Annotated in this window: 23 protein-coding genes; 17 read left to right on the plus strand and 6 right to left on the minus strand. The window is 52.1% G+C overall.

Annotated elements, in window-relative coordinates; genetic code table 11:
• Window positions 1-2: 2 nt before the first annotated feature.
• Together rlmF and P0D43_RS09515 are read right to left on the minus strand one after the other, a co-directional pair.
• Entirely contained in the window at window positions 3-911 is a 909-nt protein-coding gene (gene rlmF / locus P0D43_RS09510; RefSeq protein WP_159568664.1) for a 23S rRNA (adenine(1618)-N(6))-methyltransferase RlmF, read from the minus strand.
• Window positions 908-2920: an AsmA family protein gene (locus P0D43_RS09515; RefSeq protein ID WP_159568663.1), complete on the minus strand. Its 2013-nt coding sequence runs from the start codon at window positions 2918-2920 to the stop codon at window positions 908-910. Before P0D43_RS09515 ends, rlmF begins: the two co-directional genes overlap by 4 nt.
• A gap of 160 nt (window positions 2921-3080) precedes the next feature.
• Between P0D43_RS09515 and P0D43_RS09520 the strand changes: the two genes are divergently transcribed.
• The 3 genes from P0D43_RS09520 to P0D43_RS09530 are packed head-to-tail and all read left to right on the plus strand — an operon-like array spanning window position 3081 to window position 4083.
• Window positions 3081-3230, plus strand: a complete 150-nt coding sequence (locus P0D43_RS09520; protein ID WP_394672281.1) for a hypothetical protein — start codon at window positions 3081-3083, stop codon at window positions 3228-3230.
• Between the two features lie 14 nt (window positions 3231-3244).
• Entirely contained in the window at window positions 3245-3529 is a 285-nt protein-coding gene (locus P0D43_RS09525; protein WP_341236672.1) for a DUF1330 domain-containing protein, read from the plus strand.
• Between the two features lie 14 nt (window positions 3530-3543).
• Window positions 3544-4083 (plus strand): DUF924 family protein, encoded by a 540-nt coding sequence (locus P0D43_RS09530; protein ID WP_394673719.1) that lies wholly within the window; start codon window positions 3544-3546, stop codon window positions 4081-4083.
• A gap of 20 nt (window positions 4084-4103) precedes the next feature.
• Here P0D43_RS09530 and P0D43_RS09535 read toward each other — a convergent pair whose 3' ends face one another.
• Together P0D43_RS09535 and P0D43_RS09540 are read right to left on the minus strand one after the other, a co-directional pair.
• A complete protein-coding gene (locus tag P0D43_RS09535) occupies window positions 4104-5081 on the minus strand; it encodes a CoA ester lyase (protein ID WP_159568661.1) in 978 nt (325 codons plus the stop codon).
• Between the two features lie 72 nt (window positions 5082-5153).
• Complete coding sequence (locus P0D43_RS09540) at window positions 5154-6140, minus strand: malate dehydrogenase (protein WP_008248504.1); 987 nt, start codon at window positions 6138-6140, stop codon at window positions 5154-5156.
• Between the two features lie 160 nt (window positions 6141-6300).
• On the opposite strand from P0D43_RS09540, the gene P0D43_RS09545 reads away from it, so the two are divergent.
• The 11 genes from P0D43_RS09545 (at window position 6301) to zapE (ending at window position 19360) form a co-directional block, all read left to right on the plus strand.
• Window positions 6301-7029: a GntR family transcriptional regulator gene (locus P0D43_RS09545; RefSeq protein ID WP_159568660.1), complete on the plus strand. Its 729-nt coding sequence runs from the start codon at window positions 6301-6303 to the stop codon at window positions 7027-7029.
• Window positions 7030-7224: 195 nt separating this feature from the next.
• A complete protein-coding gene (gene sdhC / locus P0D43_RS09550) occupies window positions 7225-7638 on the plus strand; it encodes a succinate dehydrogenase, cytochrome b556 subunit (protein ID WP_138518073.1) in 414 nt (137 codons plus the stop codon).
• Window positions 7638-8018 (plus strand): succinate dehydrogenase, hydrophobic membrane anchor protein, encoded by a 381-nt coding sequence (sdhD, locus tag P0D43_RS09555; RefSeq protein ID WP_201301443.1) that lies wholly within the window; start codon window positions 7638-7640, stop codon window positions 8016-8018. The genes sdhC and sdhD overlap by 1 nt, the downstream gene beginning before the upstream one ends.
• Before the next feature lie 2 nt (window positions 8019-8020).
• The gene (gene sdhA, locus P0D43_RS09560) at window positions 8021-9802 is read left to right on the plus strand and encodes a succinate dehydrogenase flavoprotein subunit (RefSeq protein ID WP_394672282.1); all 1782 of its coding nucleotides are present in this window, start codon (window positions 8021-8023) and stop codon (window positions 9800-9802) included.
• Window positions 9803-9824: 22 nt separating this feature from the next.
• Window positions 9825-10541, plus strand: a complete 717-nt coding sequence (locus P0D43_RS09565; RefSeq protein ID WP_394672283.1) for a succinate dehydrogenase iron-sulfur subunit — start codon at window positions 9825-9827, stop codon at window positions 10539-10541.
• Window positions 10542-10613: 72 nt separating this feature from the next.
• Window positions 10614-10886, plus strand: a complete 273-nt coding sequence (locus P0D43_RS09570) for a succinate dehydrogenase assembly factor 2 (protein WP_159568657.1) — start codon at window positions 10614-10616, stop codon at window positions 10884-10886.
• 25 nt (window positions 10887-10911) lie between these two features.
• Window positions 10912-12219 (plus strand): citrate synthase, encoded by a 1308-nt coding sequence (locus P0D43_RS09575; RefSeq protein ID WP_159568656.1) that lies wholly within the window; start codon window positions 10912-10914, stop codon window positions 12217-12219.
• A 306-nt stretch (window positions 12220-12525) separates the two neighbouring features.
• Window positions 12526-15384: a 2-oxoglutarate dehydrogenase E1 component gene (locus tag P0D43_RS09580; RefSeq protein ID WP_159568655.1), complete on the plus strand. Its 2859-nt coding sequence runs from the start codon at window positions 12526-12528 to the stop codon at window positions 15382-15384.
• 68 nt (window positions 15385-15452) lie between these two features.
• Entirely contained in the window at window positions 15453-16739 is a 1287-nt protein-coding gene (odhB, locus tag P0D43_RS09585; RefSeq protein WP_394672284.1) for a 2-oxoglutarate dehydrogenase complex dihydrolipoyllysine-residue succinyltransferase, read from the plus strand.
• An 11-nt stretch (window positions 16740-16750) separates the two neighbouring features.
• Window positions 16751-18187 carry a dihydrolipoyl dehydrogenase gene (gene lpdA, locus P0D43_RS09590; RefSeq protein WP_394672285.1) on the plus strand — a complete coding sequence of 479 codons (1437 nt, stop codon included), beginning with the start codon at window positions 16751-16753 and terminating at the stop codon, window positions 18185-18187.
• A gap of 81 nt (window positions 18188-18268) precedes the next feature.
• Entirely contained in the window at window positions 18269-19360 is a 1092-nt protein-coding gene (gene zapE / locus P0D43_RS09595) for a cell division protein ZapE (protein ID WP_394672286.1), read from the plus strand.
• Window positions 19361-19367: 7 nt separating this feature from the next.
• Here the strand turns inward: zapE and P0D43_RS09600 are convergent, their stop codons facing one another.
• Window positions 19368-21725: a Tex family protein gene (locus tag P0D43_RS09600; protein ID WP_394672287.1), complete on the minus strand. Its 2358-nt coding sequence runs from the start codon at window positions 21723-21725 to the stop codon at window positions 19368-19370.
• A gap of 12 nt (window positions 21726-21737) precedes the next feature.
• On the opposite strand from P0D43_RS09600, the gene P0D43_RS09605 reads away from it, so the two are divergent.
• From P0D43_RS09605 to P0D43_RS09615, 3 genes are all read left to right on the plus strand, one after another.
• Entirely contained in the window at window positions 21738-22136 is a 399-nt protein-coding gene (locus P0D43_RS09605) for a hypothetical protein (protein ID WP_159568650.1), read from the plus strand.
• 99 nt (window positions 22137-22235) lie between these two features.
• Window positions 22236-22451, plus strand: a complete 216-nt coding sequence (locus tag P0D43_RS09610) for a YdcH family protein (RefSeq protein ID WP_008248474.1) — start codon at window positions 22236-22238, stop codon at window positions 22449-22451.
• 30 nt (window positions 22452-22481) lie between these two features.
• A complete protein-coding gene (locus P0D43_RS09615; protein WP_394672288.1) occupies window positions 22482-24446 on the plus strand; it encodes an ATP-dependent DNA helicase in 1965 nt (654 codons plus the stop codon).
• A 45-nt stretch (window positions 24447-24491) separates the two neighbouring features.
• On the opposite strand, the gene P0D43_RS09620 is transcribed toward P0D43_RS09615, so the two are convergent.
• Complete coding sequence (locus P0D43_RS09620) at window positions 24492-25340, minus strand: outer membrane protein assembly factor BamD (protein ID WP_394672289.1); 849 nt, start codon at window positions 25338-25340, stop codon at window positions 24492-24494.
• Window positions 25341-25409: the final 69 nt, after the last annotated feature.

Below are 25409 nucleotides of genomic sequence, written 5' to 3' on the forward strand. Positions count from 1 at the left end.
AGCTATGCAAAAGACCACGCCACAATGCGCGTGGTCTTGTTGCCTTGTTCCATTTCAACTTCAAGAATATCGCGCGCACCCACGTTGCGCATGTGCCATTTTGCTTGAGGCACATTTTCTGCCTTTGACACCAGCGTGGTAAACCACCTGCACTGTTTGCCAAATTGCGCACTCTCATTGATCATGGTTTGTAGAAAACCAATTTCCCCACCTTCGCACCACAATTCGTTTTTTTGTCCACCAAAGTTCAAACCTGCGGGCGCTTTCGAACCTGGTTTTTCGCCACGGTTGAAGGCAAGGCTATTTACTTTGCGTTGATTGCTTTTCATGGCCTCTTTTTGCGAGCCGTGAAATGGCGGGTTACACACACTCAGGTCGAATCGTTCCCCTGGCTTGATCACACCCTCAAATATTTTCCGCTTGTCGCGTTGCAGCCGCAAATCAATCAAACGTTTCAAGTCATCATTTTTGTCCAGCACCGCAGCAAGATTCTTTAAGCTCACCATGTCAATTTCGCTGCCGGTGCAGTGCCAGCCATATACCTTTGCCGCCAGCAAAGAATAAATTCCGTTAGCGCCTGTGCCAATATCCAGCATCTTAACCTGCCTTGAATCCGTTGCCTTGATTCCACAGCTCGAGAGCAAATCCGCCGCGTAGTGAATGTAATCCACCCGGCCTGGAATGGGCGGGCACAAATAACCCTCCGGTACGTTCCACCCAACGATATCGTAATGGTGGTTCAGCAGCGCACAATTGAGCGCTTTGACGGCGGCAGGCAATGCAAAATCAATGGAGTCTCGACCATGATTATTGGGCTTCACATGTTTTTTCAGGGCAGGGTAAGTCAACACCAGGGCGTCAAAATCGTACCCGTCTCTGTGCGCGTTGTTGGGGTGAAGTGTTTTGGTCAATTTTTTTCTCGCTGAGCTTTGCTGCGTGCTGCCAAATCATAGCAACCTGTTTTGTTGGAATTCTCGACAGAATCCGGGGAGCCGGTATCCACAAAAGGAATCAATGCCGCAAATGGGTTTAGCAGCGACAGCAACACGGCACCCGCTACCTTGCCCGCTAGCGGTCCTTTCTCAAGAGACACATCGGGCGAGCCCATGGTGCCGGTAATCAGCAAAGGCGTACGCAAGCTAACCGGGCTGAAGTCCTTTGGGGTGACAACAACCCTCAAATTCAAGGCTTCTGTTTTCATTGAAATGCTGCCATTCACCCACATCGCTGAGTCTTGTGTATCGATCACAAATACCTTGGGTTGTAGCACCCCATTGTTCGCGTCCAGGTCAGCAAACGCACAGGTCATTTGCAACACATCATCGCCCCGAAACCAAACACCAAGCGCCTCGGCAGCATCCAGGCCAGCCGCTTCAACAATCAAATGCGACATGGTGCCGTTGCGCACCTGCGTTCGCACATTGCCGGCCAGGCTCCCCAGTATTTCTGCAGTCGAGCGGCCTTGTCCCTTCAATTTGGCCGCACCGTTCATGGTGCCAGTTACATAAGGCGGCTCATTTCCAGCTCTGGGTATATTCAGCCATTGCTCAAGCTGTACATCGGCCCATTTCAAGTCCACGTCCCAAACAGCGATATCTTCTCGCCCATCCAATTGCAACGCACCTGTAAGTTGACCCTTTGCGGTTTTTGCTTCAATGTCTGAAATGGTCAAAACGCCCTCAGTCACCGCCAAATGTGCCCTCAATGGCCGAAGTGGCTTCAATATCTCGCTGCCCAAATCCAGATTGTCGATGTCAATTCGCACATCAGCATCCATCGCTCTCAGGGAAGGAAGATCGAAGGGTTTGTCCGGTAGCACCTTGCCACTGGGTGTGGCGGTCTTGCTCTGTTTTTCCGCAGTCGCCCCCACGGTTGGACCCAAGTCAGCCAGTACCAGCGAAGGCCCTTTGAGTTCTCCTGTCAGCAGGGGTTGTTTTTTATCGCCTTCATACAAAAAATTGCCGTTTAAGCGACTGTTGCCAATCGTTGCGTTGCTGACATTGACTTGCCAATTGCTTGCGTCACGAACCAGGCTGCCTTCCGTGCGAAAGGCCGGCGTGTTTGGCAAAGTCACTCCAAGTGCCTGGCCTGCGGCGGCCAATGAAGAGCCGCTCACGGCAAACTGGCCAGAAAGCTGCTGCATGCCCAGTGCATCGGCTGCTTTTCCCTTGAAGTCCAATCGGGCTCTGCCCAAAGACACGTTCAATTCAACGGGTATAGGCTCTGCTTGTTTGGCAACCCAAGGCAACACACCTGTTGATTTCAGTTTGATGTCCAGCTTCTTGCCTTGATACAAACCCTGCGCTGCTACTGTCAGCGCATCGGCTCCCACATCTCCTTCCTGCAAATTCAAGGTCGCATCCACATCAAGATCAAAAAGTTCATCGCGATACTTCACAAGGCCTTGCTCAATAGCCAACAAACCAAACTCAGGGGCGAGGGCGGGTGTTGAGTCCGGTTCGTTTTTAGCGAACTGCCATGAGGCTCGCCCGTCTTTCAGACGCTCGAAATTGCCATCCAGCGATTTGGCTGTGAGCGATTTGATTCTCAGTGCGGATTCCGGTGCGTTGAGCCACTTGATGAGGTCCCGATAGCGCAGCCCAAGGGACACATTTTCCGCACGAATCATGAAAGGTGAATCGCTCCAGACAGGAGAGGCCACTTCAAAATGGTTCAGGTTCAGGCGAACACCACCAATCAGCCTGAGTTTAAATTGAGGGTTGTTTTCATCTTGCTGCGTCAGTTGAATATTTCTTTCAAGTGTCTTGCTCAGCCACTGCTCGGCAGGTTTGGCTAAAAATGGCCATCCCATCAGTTCAAATACGCCAACAGCCAAAACAAGCAAGGCAAGCGCAGCCCATGCCACCAGTCGAAAAGGCTTTTGCTGATAAAGCTGTTTGGTAATCGGAGTTTTTTTCAACTGTTGTCCCTGATTCTTTGGTGCAAGAATTGTGTTGCTGTTTCGTACTTCCTGCTGTGGTTAACGCATACTAACGAGAAGCAGTCAACTTAAGTGGGTTGTACCCGTTATACGGAATATCAAAATTCGATTGGTTTCTTTTATTCAGGAAGTATGAAACATGAAAACACTGTTTTCCATGATGGCATTGATATTCGCTTTGAGCAGTTGTGCAGTGTACACCCCAGCCGGTTCAGTGGTGGTTGATCCAGGCGGTCATGGCGGTGGTGGTCATTGCCCTCCTGGTCAAGCCAAGAAAGGCAACTGTTAATAAGTGGTTGCCCAATGAGCGCTTACGTTGTGGGTCAAATCAAGATTCTTGATCCACTCAAGTGGCAGCAGTACCGGGACCAGGTGCCCGGTACTCTCGTTGCCTGGAATGCCGAATTGGTTTTTCGCGGGGTCAAGGCGTCTGATCTGGCCCTTCAAAATCCGTACACCGATATTGTTGTTATTCGCTTTCCAGACCTCGACGCGGCGCATGGCTGGTTTCAGTCGGATGCCTATCAGGCCCTGATTCCCCTGCGAGAGGCCGCTGCACAGGTGTTGTTGACTTCTTATGAGGCTTGAGTCAGTTGCTTGAAATGCAATTCACCGAAGTATTGAAGTTCTGGTTTGAAGACATCGAGCCCAAAGCTTGGTGGTCTGCCAATCCCTTGTTTGACGAACAAATTCGAATCAGGTTCGGGTCTCAACTTTCTAAAGCAGCCCAAGGGGAATGCTACACATGGCGCATTTCCGCGAAAGGTCGTCTTGCAGAAATCATTGTGCTGGATCAGTTTTCTCGCAATGTGCATCGCAACACCCCAATGGCTTTTGCTCAAGACCCCATGGCGCTTGCCCTGGCCCAAGAGGCGGTAGCCAAAGGCGTGTTAAACGAGTTTGATCCCACCGAAAGGGCATTTTTGTTGCTGCCTTACATGCACAGTGAATCAAAAGTCATTCACGTTCAGGCAGAGCATTTGTATCGGGAATGGGCACCTGAAAACAACTACAACTTCGAGCGTCGACACAAAGCAATTATCGATCGGTTTAGGCGTTATCCGCACCGAAACTCCATTCTTGGTCGGGATTCCACCGATGAGGAACTGGAGTTCCTCACGCAGCCGGGGTCAAGTTTTTAACCGAACACGGGCGCGCTTTTCTAGCCTCCGCGATTTGATCTCGCATTCAACACCTCAAAGAAGTACCGGTAACTCGCCCTGTCGTGCAGTTCCCCTTTGATTTGAATTGGTCCCCAATCTGCTTTTTGCGCTTCAGTCAACACCAAAACTGCCTCTTCCACTTCGGAATCTGTGGGCAGCATGGCCGACACAATGTGCACAATTTGTTCAGGGTGAATGCTCCACATGCGCGTAAAGCCGAAATCTCGTTTCGCGCGCTGTGCATCTTCAGCAGCCATCTCAGGTTGGCGAATATTGCGGGTCACATTGTGTGAAGGCACCTTGCCGAATCGGTGGCAGGCAGCAGAAATTTCAAGCTTGGCGCGGCGCACCAAGGGGTTTTCAAACTGACCAGGCGAATTCAGTGCAGTTTTGGGAATTGCACTGCGATGACTTGAAATAAAGTCCATGATGCCAAATGAAAGCGATTCCACCTCCTCAAGTCCTGCAATATTGTGTACCGCGGCCAATGCGCCATGGGTTTCAATCAAGACGTGCAAGGGCGGGGGTTCAACACCCGCTTTGGCGCATTGTTCGCGAATGCGGATGATTGCCAGTTTCACGTCATTGAAGTTTTCAGGCTTTGGCAACATCAAGTAGGCGGGCAATGGGACACCTTCACGCAACACAATTGGCAATTCCAGCTCGAACGCGGGGTCCTGAACCGGGTGCAGTCGAAGGCCAGGCCTGCGCGTTTCGCTGCCATATCTCGCGGAGAAATCAACAAGGCTTTGTGCCGCCCAAGTTGCAATTTCTGTAACCTGACCAACAACCGCACCGTCCTCCAGATCAAGCGTGATATCGAAGCAGGCGCCAATTTCCGCACGAATTTGCAAGGCCTTCTCAAAGTATTTCGGTCGGCCTGCGTAGTGGTCGCACACTGGCAAGTTCACCCGTGCATGGTCTTCGCTGTACAAAATGGTGGAAATGTTCGCCAAATCCAGGTTGTGCTTTTTCACGCGATATTCCTCGGTTGCAAATAAAAAAAGCCAGCATCTCTGCTGGCCTTTTTATCACGAATTGCCTGTGAATTACTTGCCCAGCAAGTGCTTCACGCCTTCGCGTTCTTCCATCAGTTCGTTCAGGGTAATGTTGATGCGCTCTTGGCTGAATGCATCAATTTCCAGACCCTTCACAATTTCAAACTTGCCATTGGCGCAAGTCACAGGGAAGCCGAATTGTGTGCCTTCAGGAATTCCATAGGAACCATCAGAAGGGATACCCATGGTCACCCACTTGCCGTTGGTGCCCAATACCCAGTCGCGTACGTGGTCAATTGCAGCATTGGCAGCTGAAGCGGCTGACGACAAACCACGTGCTTCAATAATGGCCGCACCACGCTTGCCCACTGTTGGCAAGAAAGTGTTGGCGTTCCATTCCTGGTCGTTGATCATGTCTTTTACAGATGCACCGTCGATTGTTGCAAAACGGTAATCGGCGTACATCGTGGGCGAGTGGTTGCCCCACACAGCCAACTTCTCAATGGAGGCAACTGGCTTGCCGGTTTTGGCGGCAACCTGGCTCAATGCGCGGTTGTGGTCCAGGCGCAGCATGGAAGTAAAGCAATTTGGGTCCAGATCGGGAGCAGATTGCTGTGCAATGTAGGCGTTGGTGTTGGCAGGGTTGCCTACAACAAGTACCTTCACTGTTGGCTTGGCGTTGTCGTTCAGTGCTTTGCCCTGAACGGTGAAAATTGCACCGTTGGCTTCCAGCAGGTCTTTGCGCTCCATGCCTTTGCTGCGTGGGCGTGCGCCAACCAGCAAAGCAACGTCAACGTCTTTGAACGCTGTCGCGGGGTCATCAGTGATCACCACACCTTGCAGCAATGGGAATGCACAGTCTTCCAGTTCCATGACCACACCTTTCACTGCGGGCAGGGCGGGGGTAATGTCCAGCAACTGCAAAATCACGGGCTGGTCTTTGCCCAGCATGTCGCCATTGGCGATACGGAACAACAAGCTGTAGCCAATTTGGCCGGCAGCGCCTGTAACGGCAACTCGCATTGCGGGTTTGGTCATGTCAAACACTCCAAAGGATTAAAAATCGAAGGCCATAGTTTAGCGCCAAACACTGACACCTTGTTGACTAACTTGGTGGATTAGAGGGGTTTAACTTTTAAAAGTCATCTATAAGATATAAGATACACAATAATCCGAAAAAACAAGATCGAGACACAATTTGCAATCCGTTAATCCTACGTTCAGCCCGCTTTATCAGCAAATTAAAGGTTTGCTGTTGAAAAGCCTTCAAGATGGCGAATGGAAGCCGGGTGAGCTCATTCCGTCCGAAACCGAGCTTGCCACACGCTACGGAGTAAGCCAGGGCACCGTGCGCAAAGCCATTGACGAGCTAGCCGCCGAGAATCTGGTTGACCGCAAGCAGGGTCGGGGTACTTTTGTTGCCACGCACAATGAAGCGAAATCCGAGTACCGTTTTTTGCGTCTTGCCGCCGACGAAGAACCCGGGGTCAAGCCCAAATCCACCTACTTGTCGGTAGAGCGTGTACGCGCCAGTTCACAAATTGCCAAATTGCTTGATATCAAACCCAGCGACTCCGTGTTTGTGGTCAAGCGTGTAATGCGTTTCGATGGCGTGCCCCGTATTTTTGATGAAATCTGGCTTCCTGCTTCTCAATACAAAGGTCTCACTCTCGAGCGCCTTCAGCAATGGAATTCCACCCTCTATGGTTTTCTTGAAAGCAGCTTCAATGTGCGCATGTTGCGCGCCAACGAGCACATCAAGGCCGTGAGTGCGCAGCAAGAGCACGCCGATATTCTGCAGGTCGGGGTAGGCACCCCTTTGCTGCTGGTCGAGCGCCTTTCAATGACGTATGCTGACAAACCAGTGGAGCTTCGTCGAGGTTGGTATTTGACCGACAAGTTTTCATACAGGAATGAATTGTATTGAATTGATACAAGTCTTTTGCGGGCAAAAGAATGCATTTGGACCTCTTAGCGCTCAAAATCAAAAATATCCCGCTTTTAGCGTTTGCTGATTTGGTTCAAAATATATCGTTGTCCGATATTGGTTTTTCTAAAGGATTCAAGCCGAAAGGCTTTGGGTTTTGGCCCGTTTTCCAATCACTTTTATAAGAACACGAGCATGTCAAACACTGTTGCGAAGAAACGTCCGGAGTACCGGAACATACATGTCACACAAATTCTGAAGTACAGGCTGCCTTTGGCGGGTAAGCTGTCGATTTTGCACCGCGTCAGTGGCGCTGTGCTGTTTCTGGCACTTCCTGTCATTCTTCTGCCGCTTTTCGACAAAAGCATCACCTCTGAACTCACTTTCCTTGAAATGCAATCGCTGGTCAGCAGCCCATTGGTCAAAATTGTGTTGTTGGGCTTGATCTGGTCGTATTTGCATCACTTCGCTGCTGGTATCCGTTACCTGGCGCTTGATGTTCACATGGGCACTGAAAAATACGCCGCCAGCAAAAGCGCCGGTATCGTATTTGCAGTCAGCCTGAGCCTGACCGCCCTGTTTGGCCTGAAACTGTTCGGAGTGTTTTAATCATGGGTAACAATATTGGTTCAAAGCGCCTTGTGGTCGGCGCGCACTACGGTCTGAAAGAATGGGTGGCGCAGCGCATCACGGCGGTCATCATGGCGGTATACACCATTGGCCTGTTCCTGGCTGTGTTGTTCACCCCCGATCTTGATTACGTGAAGTGGGTTGGTTTCTTCAACTTCACCGTGCTGTCGTTCCCCTTGGGCAAAATTCTCGCACTGCTGGCCATCTTGTCCCTGTGCTACCACGCCTACATTGGTATTCGCGACATCTGGATGGACTACGTCAAGCCCACCGGTATTCGTCTCTCATTGCAAGTTTTTACAGCGTTGTGGTTGCTTGGTGCAGCCGGCTACGCTGCTGACATTCTCTGGAGGGTCTAAAAGTGACTGCAGTTAAAACTTCCCTTCCTCGTCGCAAATTCGACGCGGTGATTGTAGGTGCGGGTGGCGCGGGTATGCGCTGTTCGCTCCAGTTGGCAGAGGCTGGTCTGAATGTAGCCGTGCTGTCCAAGGTATTCCCCACACGCTCACACACTGTGGCAGCGCAGGGCGGTATCGGTGCATCGCTGGGCAATATGTCCGATGACAGCTGGTACTGGCACATGTTCGACACTGTAAAGGGTTCCGATTACCTGGGTGACCAGGACGCGATCGAATTCATGTGTCGTGAAGCCCCCAAGGTTGTTTACGAACTCGAACACTTTGGCATGCCTTTTGACCGCAACCCGGATGGCACTATTTACCAGCGCCCATTTGGCGGTCACACAGCCAACTTTGGTGAAAAGCCGGTTCAGCGCGCTTGTGCTGCAGCCGACCGCACAGGCCATGCCTTGTTGCACACCCTGTATCAGCGCAATGTACGCGCGCGCACCCAGTTTTTCGTCGAGTGGATGGCGCTTGACATCATTCGCGACGCCGACGGCGACGTGGTGGGCGTAACCGCGCTTGAAATGGAAACCGGCGAAATGATGGTTTTGGAAGCCAAAACCACGGTGTTCGCTACCGGTGGCGCAGGCCGTATCTGGGATGCATCCACCAACGCCTTCATTAACACAGGCGATGGCATGGGCATGGCAGCACGCGCTGGCATTCCCCTGGAAGACATGGAATTCTGGCAGTTCCACCCCACAGGTGTAGCCGGTGCCGGTGTTCTGGTAACAGAAGGCGTTCGCGGCGAAGGCGGTATTCTGTTGAACAGCGAAGGCGAGCGTTTCATGGAACGTTATGCGCCTACCTTGAAAGATTTGGCTCCACGCGACTTCGTGTCTCGCTCCATGGACCAGGAAATCAAGGAAGGTCGCGGCTGTGGCCCCAACAAAGATTATGTATTGCTGAAGCTCGATCACTTGGGCGCTGACACGATCATGAAGCGTTTGCCCTCGATTCGCGAGATCGCAATCAAGTTCGCCAACGTCGATCCAATCAAAGAGCCAATTCCTGTTGTGCCAACCATCCATTATCAAATGGGCGGTATTCCAACCAATGTGTATGGTCAGGTTGTTGCGCCCAAAGTACCGGGTGGCGCCAGCGAAATCATCAATGGCATGTACGCCATTGGCGAGTGTGCGTGCGTGTCCGTTCATGGCGCAAACCGCTTGGGCACCAACTCATTGCTCGACTTGATCGTCTTTGGCCGCGCTGCAGGCAATCACATTGTGAACAGCAATCTGAAAGCCCGCAGTCACAAAGAGTTGCCAGCCGATGGCAATGATTTGACCATGGCGCGTGTCGACAAACTGATGACCTCGACCAGCGGTGAAAACGTGCGTGTAGTGGCCGATTCGATCCGCAAGGGCATGCAGTACCACTGTGGCGTATTCCGTACCACCCAGCTGATGAACGAAGGCGTGACAAAAATTGTTGATCTGGCAGCACAAGCGGATCACATTCACTTGAAAGACAAATCCAAAGTGTTCAACACCGCGTTGGTTGAAGCGCTGGAACTGGCCAACCTGCAGGAAACAGCAAAGGCCACCATGGTTTCAGCAGCAGCCCGCGAAGAAAGCCGTGGTGCGCACGCACACAGCGATTTTCCTGAGCGCGATGATGACAAGTGGATGCGTCACAGCCTGTGGTATTCCGAGGGCAACCGCCTGGACTACAAGCCAGTGAACTTGAAGCCAATGACAGTTGAAACCTTCCAGCCTAAAAAGCGGACGTTCTAATCAAGGTTACGAGGTACAGAAAATGAGTGAAAAAAGAATCGTACGTTTCGAAATTTATCGCTACGACCCCGACACCGGCGAAGCACCGAAAATGCAAAAGCTGGAAGTTGAGTTGGAGCCCACCGACAAAATGTTGCTCGATGCACTGATGCGCATCAAGAGCGATGTTGATGAATCACTGGCCTATCGCCGCTCATGCTGTGAAGGTGTGTGTGGGTCTGACGCCATGAACATCAACGGCAAAAATGGCTTGGCTTGTATCACGAACCTGCGCGACCTAAAGCAGCCGATCGTACTGAAACCGCTGCCAGGTCTTCCCGTGGTGCGCGACTTGATCGTGGACATGACCCAGTTTTTCAAGCAGTACCATTCCATCAAGCCATATTTGGTGAACGACACGCCTCCCCCTGAAAAGGAACGCCTGCAATCACCTGAAGAACGCGAAGAGCTGGATGGTCTGTACGAATGTATTTTGTGCGCCTGCTGTTCAACCAGCTGCCCGTCTTTCTGGTGGAATCCCGATAAATTCGTGGGGCCGGCCGGTTTGTTGCAAGCTTACCGTTTCATTGCTGACAGCCGCGATCAAACCACTGGCGAGCGTTTGGACAACCTGGAAGATCCTTACCGATTGTTCCGTTGCCACACCATCATGAACTGTGTGGACGTTTGTCCAAAGGGCTTGAACCCCACGAAAGCAATCGGCAAGATCAAGGAACTGATGGTGCGTCGCGCCGTCTAGAATCCTTGTTCGGATTTTTTTATTCAAATCGGGGTTGTGCACTGCAAAACCCCGTTTTCTTTGTTGTAGTTTATGGCTAATCAGAGTCATCAGGCGGATCCAACTCAACGTGCCCGTTTACGCTGGCGCGCCCGTAGAGGCCTATTGGAAAACGACCTGATAATCGAACGATTTTTCGACAAGCATGAAATGGAGTTAACCGATGACGACGTACAGGCTTTGACTGTGCTGTTTGAAGAGGTTGATAACGTGCTGCTTGACCTGTTCCTAGGCCGAAAAGAGCTGGAAGGTAGTCTGGATACGCCCGATGTGCGCAGGGTTGTCCAGATGATGCGAGAACTTTAATTTCAATCCATTAGAAGGAAATCCGATGAGCACAGAACACAAGGCCACGCTGTCTTTTTCAGACGGCACCCCTTCGGTAGAATTTCCCATTCACAAAGGTACCATTGGTCCTGATGTGATCGACATCCGCAAGCTGTACGGCTCGACCGGCAAATTCACCTACGACCCAGGTTTCCTGTCCACAGCATCCTGCAATTCGTCCATTACCTACATCGATGGTGACAAGGGCGAATTGCTGTACCGCGGCTACCCAATTGAGCAGTTGGCTCAAAACTGCGACTTCATGGACGTGTGTTACCTGCTGCTGAACGGTGAATTGCCGAATGTGTCTGAGAAAACGACATTCGACGAGCTGGTCACCAAGCACACCATGGTCAATGACCAGATGAACTTCTTCTTGCGCGGTTTCCGCCGCGACGCGCACCCCATGGCCGTGATGACTGGCTTGGTGGGTGGCATGTCTGCCTTCTACCCTGATTCGATGAACCTGCTGGACAAAAATCAGCGTGACATTTCCGCGATCCGTTTGATCGCGAAAATGCCGACCCTGGTGGCCATGGCCTACAAATACGGCATCGGTGCACCGAATATTTATCCCAAGAATGAACTGGGTTACACCGCCAATTTCATGCGCATGATGTTTGGCAATCCTTGTGAAGAATACAAAGTCAACGACGTGCTGGTGCGCGCCATGGACCGCATCTTCATTTTGCATGCGGATCACGAGCAAAACGCATCGACTTCAACTGTTCGTTTGTGCGCTTCCTCGGGAACCAACCCGTTTGCAGCGATTGCAGCCGGTGTGGCATGTTTGTGGGGTCCATCACATGGCGGCGCCAACGAGGCCTGCCTGAATATGCTGACCGAAATTCAAGCCAACGGCGGCGTAGAAAAGATTGGTGACTTTATCGCCAAGGTGAAAGACAAGGATTCAGGCGTGCGCCTGATGGGCTTTGGTCACCGCGTGTACAAAAACTACGACCCGCGTGCCAAGCTGATGCGTGAAACCTGCCACGAAGTGTTGAACGAACTTGGCTTGCACGACGACCCATTGTTCAAGATTGCCATGGCCTTGGAAAAAATCGCGCTGGAAGACGAATACTTCGTCAAGCGCAAGCTGTACCCGAACGTTGACTTTTATTCAGGCATTGTTCAAAAAGCCATTGGTATTCCTGTGCCACTGTTTACCGCCATCTTTGCCTTGGCCCGTACCGTTGGCTGGATCGCCCAGTTGAACGAAATGATTGCAGACCCCGAGTACAAAATCGGTCGTCCACGTCAGTTGTTCAATGGCGCAGCGCATCGCAACGTCAAGCCAATCGATCAACGTTAATTCGATGATCCATTAAAAATGAAAAGCCACCCTCGGGTGGCTTTTTTCATTTTCACCACATTTTTCACATTCATCCAAGACAACGCTTTAGTGCGCTTTCTCTAATCTGCTATCCTTTGGGCTTAACTCTTAAAACAGTCTTTTTGGCTGTTTTTTGCTATCTGGTTAGGGGCAGGGGCTCCACAAACCAGACGGGGAGTGCGGTTTAACCCACGTGTGTAGGGATTCGGTCCGATGGCAATAGCCAAGGTCGAGTCCGAACCCCACATCTTTGAAACGAGAAACTCGGAAAAAGGTGAAGCGCAAATGATGCGATCATTACAACAAAACTCGTACTTGTTCGGGGGCAATGCGCCCTATGTCGAAGAAATGTACGAGGCCTATCTGGATAACCCAGGTTCTGTGCCAGACAAATGGCGCGCCTATTTTGACCAAATGCAAATGGTACCTTCCGCTCACGGCGACGTGAACGAGAAAGACGTAGCCCATGCGCCGGTCGTTCAATCTTTTGCTCAACGCGCCAAAAAAGGCTTCTTGCAGCCGCAGATTCATTCTGCTGATCTGGAAGTGGCCAAGAAGCAGGTGCATGTGCAGTCTATTGTGGCTGCCTACCGTTTCCTGGGCTCGCGTTTTGCTGATCTTGACCCGCTCAAGCGTCAGGAACGCCCAAATATTCCAGAACTTGATCCAGCCTTCTACGGTTTGACCGAAGCGGATATGGACATCACGTTCTCTGCGACCAACACCTATTTTGGTCAAGACCAAATGACCCTTCGCGATATCGTGAAGGCGCTGCGTGACACTTATTGCCGCTCCATTGGTATTGAATACATGCACATCAGCGACCCCGCTCAAAAGCGCTGGTTGCAAGAACGCATGGAAACCAGCCTGGGCACCGCCCAACTGACTGCTGAAGAGAAATTGCACATTCTTGAGCGCCTTACTGCTGCCGAAGGTCTCGAACGTTATTTGCATACCCGTTATGTGGGCCAGAAACGTTTCTCACTGGAAGGTGGTGAATCGTTTATTGCTTCGCTTGATCAAGTGATTCAGCGTGGTGGTGCCAACGGTGTGCAAGAAACCATCATTGGTATGGCTCACCGCGGTCGCTTGAACGTGTTGGTGAACATTTTGGGCAAAAGCCCAAGCCAGTTGTTTGAAGAATTTGAAGGCAAGCATGCAGATGATTTGCCAGCCGGTGACGTGAAGTATCACCAAGGCTTTTCATCGGATGTGACCACCCCCGGTGGCCCCATGCACTTGTCATTGGCGTTTAACCCATCGCACCTTGAAATCGTGAACCCGGTGGTCGAAGGCTCCGTGAAAGCTCGCCAGGAACGTCGCGGCGACAAAGAGGGTAAGCAGGTATTGCCAGTGCTGGTGCACGGCGATGCTGCCTTCGCCGGTCAGGGTGTCGTCATGGAAACCCTGAACCTGGTACACACCCGCGGCTACGGCACGGGCGGTACGGTTCACATTGTAATTAACAACCAGATCGGTTTCACCACTTCGGATCCTCGCGACAGTCGCTCGACTTTGTACTGTTCAGACGTCGTGAAGATGATTGAAGCACCCGTATTCCATGTGAATGGTGACGATCCCGAAGCGGTTATTTTCGTGACTCAATTGGCGCTTGATTTCCGCATGGAATTCCAGCAAGACGTGGTGATTGATATTGTGTGTTTCCGTAAATTGGGACACAACGAGCAAGACACGCCTGCAGTTACCCAACCCTTGATGTACAAGAAAATTGGTCAGCATCCAGGCACTCGTACTTTGTACGCTGAACGTTTGGTGATGCAGGGTATTTTGAAGGACGACGGCGCGGACAAGTTGGTTGCAGATTTCCGTGCTGCCATGGACGAGGGCAAGCACAACCGTGCTGACCCAGTGCTGACCAATTACAAGAGCAAATTCGCTGTTGATTGGTCACCTTACCTGAACAAGAAGTGGACTGACGCGGCTGATACGTCTGTGCCAATTTCTGAAATCAAGCGTTTGTCTGAACGTGTTACTACAGTGCCTGAAAACTTCAAGGTTCATCCCTTGGTGCAAAAGGTGATTGCAGACCGCGCCGCCATGGGACAAGGAGAAACCTTGCTCGACTGGGGCATGGGTGAGCACTTGGCTTATGCTTCCCTGGTTTCATCCGGTTATGCCGTTCGCATGACTGGTCAGGATTGCGGTCGCGGCACGTTCACTCACCGCCACGCTGTACTGCATCATCAGGGTCGCGAAAAGTGGAGTGAGGGCACTTACGTCCCTCTTGAAAATATCTCTGAAGGTCAGGCGCCATTCACAGTGATCGACTCGGTGTTGTCCGAAGAAGCTGTGCTTGGTTTTGAGTATGGGTACTCCACAGCTGAACCCAACACCTTGGTCATCTGGGAAGCCCAGTTCGGTGATTTCGCCAACGGCGCCCAAGTGGTGATCGACCAGTTCATTTCATCCGGTGAAGTGAAATGGGGGCGTGCCTCCGGTTTGGTGATGATGCTGCCGCACGGCTACGAAGGGCAGGGTCCCGAACATTCTTCCGCGCGCATCGAGCGTTATTTGCAGTTGTGCGCCGAGAACAACATGCAAGTGTGCCAGCCCACTACGCCGGCACAGATTTTCCACTTGTTGCGTCGCCAGATGATCCGCTTGTTCCGCAAGCCATTGATCATCATGACACCGAAGTCTTTGTTGCGTCACAAGGAAGCCACTTCTTCTTTGCAAGACCTGTCCAAAGGTCACTTTCAGACTGTCATCGGTGATCAGGGCGAACTGGATTCCAGCAAGGTCAAACGAGTGGTGCTTTGTTCTGGTCGGGTGTATTACGACCTTATCGCGGCTCGTCGTGAGCGCAATATCAAAGATGTTGCGATTGCGCGTGTTGAGCAGCTTTATCCATTCCCACACAAGTCACTTAGCGCTGAATTGCGTAAGTATCCGAACCTGACTGATGTGGTGTGGTGTCAGGACGAACCTCAAAACCAGGGTCCCTGGTTCCAGATCCAGCACAATGTGTTGGAAAACCTGTCCGAAGGACAGCGTCTGGGTTATGCAGGTCGTCCGGCTTCAGCTTCTCCGGCCGTGGGCTATTACGCCAAGCACAACGAACAGCAGAAAGCGCTGATCGATGCTGCATTCGGCAAGCTCAAGGGTTTCGTGGTAACTAAATAAACACAGGAAGCGGGCAGGTCATGGTGGCCGCCCGCACTTGAACAAAGAATTCAAAAGGAAAATATTCCATGGCAATCGTAGAAGTGGTCGTACCACAACTGTCCGAATCTGTCGCCGAAGCAACGCTGTTGAATTGGTACAAAAAACCGGGTGACGCTGTCAAGCGTGACGAAAATCTGATTGACGTAGAAACCGACAAGGTGGTGCTTGAAGTGCCTGCACCTTCAGGTGGCGTAATCGTTGAAATTCTGTGCGAAGACGGTGCAACTGTTGTAGCAGGTCAGGTTTTGGCAAAAATTGACACCGAAGCTAGTGCCTCCGCAAGCGCGCCTGCTGCAGAATCTGCACCTGCCGCCGCCGCTCCAGCGGCTGCCCCGGCAGCATCGGCTCCGGCTCCTTCTGCCAATGTAGATGGTTCAGTGGCCATGCTAGCTGCAGCCAAAATGATGGCTGAAAACAATCTGAGTGCTGGTCAAATCGCAGGTTCTGGCAAAGATGGCCGCATCACCAAAGGCGATGTGATTGGTACCTTGAATGCACCTGCAGCAGCGCCTGCACCTGCAGCCAAACCAGCAGCTGCACCGGCTGCTGCCAAGCCAGTTAGTCTCCTGCCCGAGGTAAAGGCTCCGCTTGATCCTGCTACCTTGATCGAAGGTCGCCCAGAGCAGCGCGTGCCCATGAGCCGTTTGCGAGCCCGTGTTGCTGAACGACTGGTGCAGTCTCAGCAAACCAACGCCATTCTGACCACGTTCAACGAAGTGAACATGAAGCCGGTGATGGACTTGCGCAACAAGTACAAAGACAAGTTCGAGAAAGAGCATGGTGCCAAGCTGGGCTTCATGGGCTTCTTCGTGAAAGCTGCAGTGGCAGCCTTGAAAAAGTACCCTGTGTTGAATGCTTCTGTAGATGGCAGCGACGTCGTGTACCACGGCTACTTTGATATCGGTATTGCAGTGGGTTCGCCACGCGGTTTGGTGGTGCCGATTATTCGCAACGCAGATCAAATGAGCATTGCCGACATCGAGATGAAAATTGCAGAATTCGGCCAGAAAGCCAAAGACGGCAAGTTGAGCCTTGATGACCTGACAGGCGGCACCTTCTCGATTTCCAACGGTGGTGTGTTTGGTTCCATGTTGTCCACCCCGATTATCAACCCACCCCAGTCAGCAATTTTGGGTATTCATGCCACCAAAGAACGTGCCGTGGTTGAAAACGGTGAAATCGTGATTCGCCCCATGAACTACCTGGCCATGAGCTACGATCACCGAATTATTGATGGTCGCGAGGCGGTGCTTGGTTTGGTTGCAATGAAGGAAGCCCTGGAAGACCCAGCACGCTTGCTGCTGGAACTGTAAGGGGAATAGTCATGAGTACACAATACGACGTAGTAGTGATCGGTGCGGGCCCAGGCGGTTACATCGCCGCGATCCGTGCAGGTCAATTGGGCATGAAAGTGGCCTGTATTGAAGGCAATGCTTACGATGATCCCAAGGGCGAGCCGCGTTTGGGTGGTACCTGCCTGAACGTGGGTTGTATTCCATCGAAAGCTTTGCTGGCATCTTCTGAGGAATTCGAGAAGATTGCTCACCATGCGGAAGACCACGGTATCACTGTGACAGGCGCGACGATGGATGTGGCCAAGATGGTCAAGCGCAAGGATGACATCGTTGCCAAGATGACAGGTGGCATTCAGTACTTGTTCAAGAAAAACAAAGTCACGCCCATCAAGGGGTGGGCCAGTTTTTCCGGCAAGGTTGATGGCGGTTTTGAGCTGACAGTGAAAAGTGCCGCGGGTGAAGAGAAGGTGACTGCCAAGCAAGTGATTGTGGCCACTGGTTCCAAGGCCCGCCATTTGCCAGGTATTGTCGTTGACAACGAATTGGTATGCGACAACGAAGGTGCCTTGAAATTTGGCGCTGTGCCCAAGAAATTGGGCGTGATTGGTGCCGGTGTAATTGGTCTGGAGTTGGGTTCGGTTTGGCGCCGTTTGGGTGCTGACGTAACCGTGCTTGAAGCCATGCCTAATTTCCTGGCCGCTGCCGACGAAGGTGTTGCCAAGGAAATGCAGAAGATCTTCACCAAACAAGGCTTGAAGATGCACATGGGTGTCAAGATCTCCGATGTGAAGGCCAGCAAGAAGGGTGTTTCAGTGGCCTACACCGATGCAGATGGTGCAGCCCAGAAGCTCGATTGCGACAAGTTGATCGTGTCGGTAGGCCGTGTGCCCAATACCGATGGTTTGAACCTGGAAGCAGTTGGCCTGAAAACCAACGACCGCGGTCAAATCGATGTGGACGCACATTGCCAAACATTGGTTGCGGGCATTTATGCAGTTGGTGATGTAATTCGCGGTGCCATGCTGGCGCACAAAGCCGAGGAAGAGGGCGTAATGGTTGCTGAAATCATGGCGGGTCAGGCCGGCCACTGCAACTATGACACCATTCCATGGGTTATTTACACCTCACCTGAAGTGGCCTGGGTTGGTAAAACCGAGCAGCAGTTGAAACAGGAAGGCCGCAAGTACAAGGCAGGTCAGTTCCCGTTCATGGCCAATGGCCGTGCGCTGGGGCAAGGCGATTCACAAGGCTTTGTGAAAGTGCTGGCCGACGCCACTACTGACGAAGTTTTGGGCGTTCATATCATCAACAGCCATGCATCCGATCTGATTGCAGAAGCGGTGATGGCGATGGAGTTCAAAGCTTCTTCTGAGGATATTGGCCGCATTTGCTATGCACACCCCAGTTTGTCTGAAGTAGTTAAGGAAGCGGCTTTGGCTTGCGACAAGCGTCAACTGAACGGTTAAACTCAGACTGACGTCGACCCCAAACGGCTGGTGAATTGCTTCATCGGCCGTTTTTAATTCTATTGATTCAAACTCATCATCGTGAACGTTCAGGAACATTACAAACAAACTTTGGCCGAACGGGGTTACCAATCGGATGCTGCACAGCAAAAGGCCGTGGACCGCATGCAGCTTTTCTATGATGAGTTTGTGGAATACAAAAAGGCGCGCAGCAGTGTGATCAAGAAGTTTTTGAATCGCCCCGCTGTACCCAAAGGCTTGTACCTGTGGGGCGGAGTTGGCCGTGGTAAAAGTTTTTTAATGGATTGCTTTTACAACTCGGTCACTGTTCAGCGCAAAATACGTTTGCACTTTCATGAGTTCATGCGAGGGGTGCATGCAGAACTCGATGACCTGAAAGGTGTTCAAGATCCGCTCGACGAGGTGGCGGCACGCATCGCCAAACGTTATCGCCTGATTTGTTTTGATGAGTTTCACGTGTCGGACATTGCCGATGCCATGATTCTTTATCGCCTGCTCGATGGCTTGTTTGCCAATGGCGTTACGTTCTTGATGACTTCAAATTACAAACCCGACGATTTGTACCCGGACGGCCTGCACCGCGATCGTTTGCTGCCCGCAATTGCTTTGTTGAACAAGCAGCTTGATGTGATCAATGTGGATGTGGGGGTCGATTATCGCCGCCGCACATTGGCGCAATTGAACACCTACCTGATGCCGTTGACTGAAAGTGCAGACATTCAATTGACCGACGATTTTAATCGTTTGGCTGAAGTGGCCGACGAGGCTGCCGAGTTGCAAATCGAATCGCGCGTGATCAAGGCAGTGCGCCGTGCGGGTTCAGTGGTGTGGTTTGACTTCCCCACCTTGTGTGGTGGCCCCCGCTCACAAAACGATTATCTGGAAATTGCCAGTCAGTTTCAAACCGTCATTCTAAGTGGCGTACCCAAGATGGGAGCTGGCATGGCGTCGGAGGCGCGCCGATTCACCTGGTTGATTGACGTGCTCTACGACCACAAAGTGAAGTTGATCATGTCGGCAGCAGTAGAGCCGGAAGAACTTTACACCGAAGGTGCCATGGCGCATGAGTTCTTCCGCACGGTGAGCCGCATTGTTGAAATGCAATCAAAAGAGTACCTGGACTCACCGAAGCGAAACGCCGTTCGCCTTTGATCTGCGCTTATTTGCTTCCCTTCGCCTTTGCAAACGCGGCAGCAAATGCATTGTTCGCAAATCCGGAGCCCGGTTGTGGTGCGCCATTTCCACCACGCCGATCGCCTCGAGAGTCACCTGCACGGTTGGCTTGAACTTGGCGAGCGGTATTTTGCCCTGGTGCAGCTTTGGGCACATCGTCGCCCATTTTCATGGTCAACGAAATCCGCTTGCGTGGAATGTCGACCTCAAGCACTTTCACTTTGACAATTTGACCGGTCTTGACCACGCTGTGCGGGTCTTTCACAAAGGTATTCGACAAGGCAGACACGTGCACCAATCCATCCTGGTGCACACCAATGTCGACAAAAGCACCGAAGTTCGCCACGTTGGTGACCACACCCTCAAGTGTCATGCCCGGTTTTAAATCGGCCATGGTGTGTACCTTGTCGTCAAACTTGGCGGTCTTGAAGCTGGGGCGCGGGTCACGGCCCGGCTTTTCAAGTTCGATCAAAATATCCTGAACGGTGGGTAAACCGAACCGGTCATCCACAAACTCGGTGGGTTTCAGCTCTTTCAGCGCGTCTCGATTGCCGACCAGGCTGCCCACTGGCTTCTTAACCTTGGACGCCATTTTCTCCACCACAATGTAGGCCTCTGGGTGCACCGAGGATGCATCGAGAGGATTATCGGCACCGTGAATACGCAGGAAGCCCGCCGCTTGTTCGAATGTTTTGTCACCGAGTCGTGGCACTTTGCGAAGGTCTTCGCGGCTTTTAAATTTGCCGTTGCTGTTTCTGAATGAAACCAGTGCTTTGGCCACTGATGCGTTCAAGCCCGATACGCGCGACAGCAATTGCTCAGACGCCGTATTCACTTCTACACCCACCGCATTGACGCAATCTTCAACCACCGCGTCAAGGCGTCCACTCAACTGGCGCTGATCCACATCGTGCTGGTATTGACCCACACCAATTGATTTCGGATCAATTTTTACAAGCTCCGCCAAGGGGTCCTGAAGTCGGCGTGCAATTGAAACTGCACCGCGAATGCTGACATCGAGATCGGGCAATTCGGCTGATGCCAAGGCTGAAGCGGAGTAAACCGAGGCACCTGCTTCACTGACCATGACTCGGGTGGCTTTGAGGTCTTTGTGTTGGGCAAGCAAGTCGGCAGCAAGCTGATCAGTTTCCCGGCTGGCCGTTCCATTGCCGATCGCAATCAATTCGACATTGTGTTTCATGCAAAGCGCTGCCAGCAGCGCAATCGATTCATTCCATTGGCGGCGCGGCTCGTGTGGGTAAACAGTGGCGTGTTCAACCACCTGGCCTGTGCTGTCTATCACGGCCACTTTCACGCCAGTGCGAATACCCGGGTCCAGGCCCATGGTGGCCTTGCCACCGGCTGGCGCCGACAACAGCAGGTCTTTCAGGTTTTTTCCAAACACGGTAATGGCCTCGGCTTGGGCTGCGTCACGCAGCGTACCGATCACCTCACTTTCCAGGGAGCTGGCTAATTTGATTTTCCAGGTCCAGCGGCATGTTTCATTGAGAAATTTACCTCGAGGACTGTCATTGCGTTCAATGCCATGCAATCGCGCGATTTCTGATTCGAAGGGATGGGGCGCGCGCGGGCTCTCGGCTTCCCACACCTCTGGTAAATCCACTTTTAGCGTCAAGAATCCTTGCTCGCGACCGCGAAGCATGGCCAACATGCGGTGCGACGCGGTGCTGCTCAAGGCTTCTTGATGTTCAAAGTAATCTTGAAATTTGATTGCTTCGCTGGCTTTTTCAGGCACTACAGCGGCGCGAATAGCGCCCTCGGCTTTCAAGCGACTTCTTAAAAGAGCCAACAAAGCTGCGTTCTCGGAAAACTGTTCAGCCAAAATGTCACGTGCACCGTCCAGCGCCGCCTTGGTGTCATTAATTTGATGTTCGGCATTCAAGTAAGCCGCGGCCAATTCTTCAGGCACTGCTTGCTTGTTTTCAAAGATTTCATCAGCCAGTGGCTGCAGGCCGGCTTCACGGGCAATTTGGGCACGCGTGCGGCGCTTGGGCTTGTAGGGTAGGTACAAGTCTTCCAGCGTTTGTTTGTTTTCTGCTTGTTCAATTGCGGCTTTGAGTTCGGGTGTCAGTTTGCCCTGGCTTTCAATGGATTCCAGAATACTGCCGCGTCGGTCTTCCAGTTCACGCAGGTACACCAGTCGTTCTTGAAGGTCGCGAAGCAGTGCGTCGTCGAGCCCGCCCGTGGCCTCTTTTCGGTAACGGGCAATGAAGGGTACAGTTGAGCCTTCGTCCAACAAATCCACAGCTGCCTTGATTTGTGATTGCGCGGCACCCAATTCTTGGGCCAACTGGGCGATAATTCGATTTTGAACAAGCGACATGGATTCTGATCTATGAGTTTTCAAAGTAAGCAGGGCATTGTGCCACAGCTTGTGAAGTCCTTCGGGGTTAGGGTGCAAGGCCTGTTCACCCGCATTTTGCCAGCTTCGGCCTTGTTGCTGGCAGCTTGCAGCACGATCCAACTTCAGGCAAGTAAACCCCAAGCGCCAAATACGCTTGACCAAGCACGAGCCTACGTGGCTGAGCGTGAAAAACAACTTGAGTACCTGGAGTACGAGTTGAACGAACAGTCACGCGCCTGTTACAAAAAGTTTTTTGTATCCAGTTGCCTGGACGATGTGCGTTTACAAGGCGCTCAAATTCGCAGGGCACACCTGGAAGTTCAAGGTCAGGCCGAAGACATGATTCGTTTGAATGAGTATGCGAATCGACGCGCGAGAACACCAAACTAAAACAGGCCGCAGAACGGGTGATCCACTTCGGGTAGATTGTTTCCAGCCTTCGTTCACTTGCGGCTACAATGTTCACAACACCGAGCTGGTTCAACCTGAATGCCCATGGTCCACACTGAAGACATTGAATCGATCAAGCGACGAATCGTAGAACTGCAAGTCGAGCACCGCGACCTGGATCAAATAATTGCCATGCTCACGGCGCAGGCAGGTTTCGATCAGCTACAGGTTCGCAGGTTGAAAAAGCGAAAGTTGCAAATCAAAGACTCGATTACGCTGCTCCAAATTCAGCTTGAACCCGATATTCCCGCCTAACTTTTACACCTAAACGCACCTGTATCCTGCATGTTTGATTTTTCTGAACCCTTGAACGAGGCATTCGCCCCTGGTGGCGCTTTGGCTCGCCGTTTGCCTGGGTTCAGTGCACGCGAATCACAAATCGAAATGGCACAAGCCGTGGGGCAGGCCATTGAGAAACAAAGCGCTTTGGTTGTCGAGGCGGGCACAGGTACAGGCAAAACCTTTGCGTATGTCGTGCCTGCTCTGTTGTCGGGTCGCAGGGTATTGTTGTCCACGGCCACCAAAACTTTGCAAGATCAGTTGTTCAACAAAGACCTTCCGCTGGTTCGTGAAGCCTTGGGGGTGCCGGTTAATGTGGCTTTGCTGAAAGGCCGTCAAAATTATGTGTGCCATTTTCACCTTGAGCGGGCTTTAAAAGAGGCACGTTTGCCGTCGCCGCGTGAAGTGGATCATCTTCAAAAAGTGAAACTATTTGCTGGCCGCACTCTCACGGGTGATCGCGCCGATTGTGCAGGGGTGCCCGAGGATTCCGCCGTGTGGAGCTGGGTAACTTCCAACAAAGACAACTGTTTGGGTGGCGAATGCCCCAATGCCTCCGAGTGTTTTGTGAACAAGGCGCGCCGGGATGCGCTGGACGCAGAGGTGGTTGTGGTGAATCACCATTTGTTTTTGGCCGACCTTGCGCTGAAAGAAGAGGGAATTGCAGAATTGCTGCCCGCCTGCGATGTAATCGTATTTGACGAAGCACACCAGTTGCCAGATATCGCGACAAGCCTGCTTGGACAGGCGATATCCACAGCCCAGTGTCAGGAGTTTTTGCGTGATGTACTCATTGAAGGCCGAACTTCCAGTGCGGATGCTGGCGATTGGGACACCGTGCTCCGCCCCATGGAGCTTGCCCTGAAGGAAATTCGCCGAATCGTAGGTACCGAGATTGATTCAGCGCGGTTCACGCATGCCCAGTTTTTGGCCTTGAATGGCGTGGCTGCCGTGTGCGCTGACTTTGAAAGTCGCCTGGAGGGCTTGATTGAAATGATCAGCCCATTGTCGGTGCGCAATGAGTCGTGGGTGAAACTGATGGGCCGGGCAAGCGAGCTGTGCCTGCGCTGGCAAGATTGGTTCTCGCCCGCAACCGCGCAAGCCGATGAACAATCTGTGCGATGGGTGAGTGTGTCTACCCATGTGGTTCAGTTCTGTGATTCACCACTGGATGTATCCAATGCATTTGCCAAGTTGTATGCCGAACAGCCCAAAGCGTGGGTGTTTACCAGTGCCACCTTGAGTATCAAGGAAAGCTTGCAGCACTTCACCTTGCAGGTGGGGCTGGATGATTGCCAACAGCTTTTGTTGCCCAGTCCTTTTGACTATGAGTCGCAGGCATTGCTGTGTGTACCCGACAATCTCCCGTTTCCAAACGAGCCCCAATTCAGCAAGAAGTTGTGCGAAACGGTGTGGCCGTTGCTGCAAGCCAGTGAGGGCGGCGTGTTTTTTCTGTGCACCAGCCATCGCGCGGTCAAGCAAGTGGGGGAATACCTGCGTGAACGCATTGAGAAGGACGAGCTTGATTGGAGCTTGTTGGTCCAGGGGGAAGCATCCAGGGCCGAGTTGCTTGAACAGTTCCGGGTGTTGAATAACCCGGTTTTGGTGGGGGCCGCCAGCTTTTGGGAAGGTGTGGACATTCGGGGTGAAGGGCTGCGCTTGGTCATTATCGACAAGTTGCCGTTTGCACCACCTGATGATCCTGTGTTTCAAGCCAAAAGTGAGTTGATTAAAAACCGCGGTGGCAATGCGTTTCAGGATCTGTCATTGCCCGATGCTGCCATTGCGCTGAAGCAGGGAGCCGGCCGCTTGATTCGTGACGAATCAGATTGGGGTGTATTGCTGATTGGCGACCGTCGCTTGGTAGAAAAAGGCTATGGCAAGCTGCTTTGGCGTAGTTTGCCCCCGTTCAAGCGCACACGAGAATTGAAAGTGGCTATTCAGTTCATGACTGACAAGCGCCAAAAATAAAAAAGGATCCGCGAAGGATCCTTTTTTATAAAACCAGAAGAGTGTTTACTCTTTCCAGACCTGCCACCACTTGGCTTCAACCTTTTCCTTTTCTGGAAGATCCATATCCCAGTAAGGGCTGTCTTTGAAGTTCAGGTTGATCACACGCTTGGTGTCTGCCGCCAAGGCGGTCATATTCAATTTCTCGTAGCTTCTCAGGCTGATAAACAGGGCTTCCTCGATGGAGGGTGTCTGTTCGAATCGACGAACCACTTCCTGAGCCCGGTTAACGGCGGCCAGGTAGGCGCCACGCTTGTAATAATAGCGGGCCACATGCAACTCGTTTTGCGCCAGTGCATTCACCAGGTATTGAAGGCGAGACTTGCTGTCGTCGTAATATTTGCTCTCAGGAAAGCGACTGACTACTTCCTTGAACGCATCAAATGCTGCGCGTGTTCCTTTCGGGTCGCGAGCACTTTGATCTTCGCCAGACAGCAGTGCAAAAATGCCTTTGTCTTCGTTAAAGCTGATCAGACCACGCAGGTAATACACATAATCAAGGTTTTGGTGGTTGGGGTACAGCTTGATGAAGCGGTCGGTCGCTGCCAAAGCCTGGGCATTGTCGCCAGACTTATAATAGGCAAATGCGGTGTCAATTTGAGCTTGCTGCGCAAAACGGCCGTAAGGGTAGCGCGCTTCCAGCTTTTCCAGCAATTCGATGCCGCGTTCGTAGTTGCCCACATCAATTTCTGCTTTGGCTTCCTCGTAAAGGCGGGCAGGGCTCCAACCCTCGGTTTCATCGAATTGTTTTGCCGAGCCGCAGGCAGCCAGTGCGAAAATCAACGCGGGGATCAGGAATAACTGCGATAATGTGCGCAGCCAAGTATTGCGCGGGGCCAATGTGGTTTTGTTCATGTGATTTCGAAACCCGAAGTGTCCCTGTTTGATCATCTATGGTTTTCCATTATATCGGGCAAAGCCCGT

The sequence above is a fragment of the Limnobacter sp. genome (assembly GCF_043511195.1).
Taxonomy (GTDB): domain Bacteria; phylum Pseudomonadota; class Gammaproteobacteria; order Burkholderiales; family Burkholderiaceae_B; genus Limnobacter.

Bases quoted from the DNA above. Each gene is read 5' to 3' on its own strand.
- P0D43_RS09520 (WP_394672281.1), top strand. From the start codon at position 3,081: ATGAAAACACTGTTTTCCATGATGGCATTGATATTCGCTTTGAGCAGT.
- P0D43_RS09525 (WP_341236672.1), top strand. From the start codon at position 3,245: ATGAGCGCTTACGTTGTGGGTCAAATCAAGATTCTTGATCCACTCAAG.
- P0D43_RS09530 (WP_394673719.1), top strand. From the start codon at position 3,544: ATGCAATTCACCGAAGTATTGAAGTTCTGGTTTGAAGACATCGAGCCC.
- P0D43_RS09540 (WP_008248504.1), bottom strand. From the start codon at position 6,140: ATGACCAAACCCGCAATGCGAGTTGCCGTTACAGGCGCTGCCGGCCAA.
- sdhC (WP_138518073.1), top strand. From the start codon at position 7,225: ATGTCAAACACTGTTGCGAAGAAACGTCCGGAGTACCGGAACATACAT.
- P0D43_RS09565 (WP_394672283.1), top strand. From the start codon at position 9,825: ATGAGTGAAAAAAGAATCGTACGTTTCGAAATTTATCGCTACGACCCC.
- P0D43_RS09570 (WP_159568657.1), top strand. From the start codon at position 10,614: ATGGCTAATCAGAGTCATCAGGCGGATCCAACTCAACGTGCCCGTTTA.
- P0D43_RS09575 (WP_159568656.1), top strand. From the start codon at position 10,912: ATGAGCACAGAACACAAGGCCACGCTGTCTTTTTCAGACGGCACCCCT.
- P0D43_RS09580 (WP_159568655.1), top strand. From the start codon at position 12,526: ATGATGCGATCATTACAACAAAACTCGTACTTGTTCGGGGGCAATGCG.
- odhB (WP_394672284.1), top strand. From the start codon at position 15,453: ATGGCAATCGTAGAAGTGGTCGTACCACAACTGTCCGAATCTGTCGCC.
- lpdA (WP_394672285.1), top strand. From the start codon at position 16,751: ATGAGTACACAATACGACGTAGTAGTGATCGGTGCGGGCCCAGGCGGT.
- P0D43_RS09600 (WP_394672287.1), bottom strand. From the start codon at position 21,725: ATGTCGCTTGTTCAAAATCGAATTATCGCCCAGTTGGCCCAAGAATTG.
- P0D43_RS09605 (WP_159568650.1), top strand. From the start codon at position 21,738: ATGAGTTTTCAAAGTAAGCAGGGCATTGTGCCACAGCTTGTGAAGTCC.
- P0D43_RS09610 (WP_008248474.1), top strand. From the start codon at position 22,236: ATGCCCATGGTCCACACTGAAGACATTGAATCGATCAAGCGACGAATC.
- P0D43_RS09615 (WP_394672288.1), top strand. From the start codon at position 22,482: ATGTTTGATTTTTCTGAACCCTTGAACGAGGCATTCGCCCCTGGTGGC.
- P0D43_RS09620 (WP_394672289.1), bottom strand. From the start codon at position 25,340: ATGAACAAAACCACATTGGCCCCGCGCAATACTTGGCTGCGCACATTA.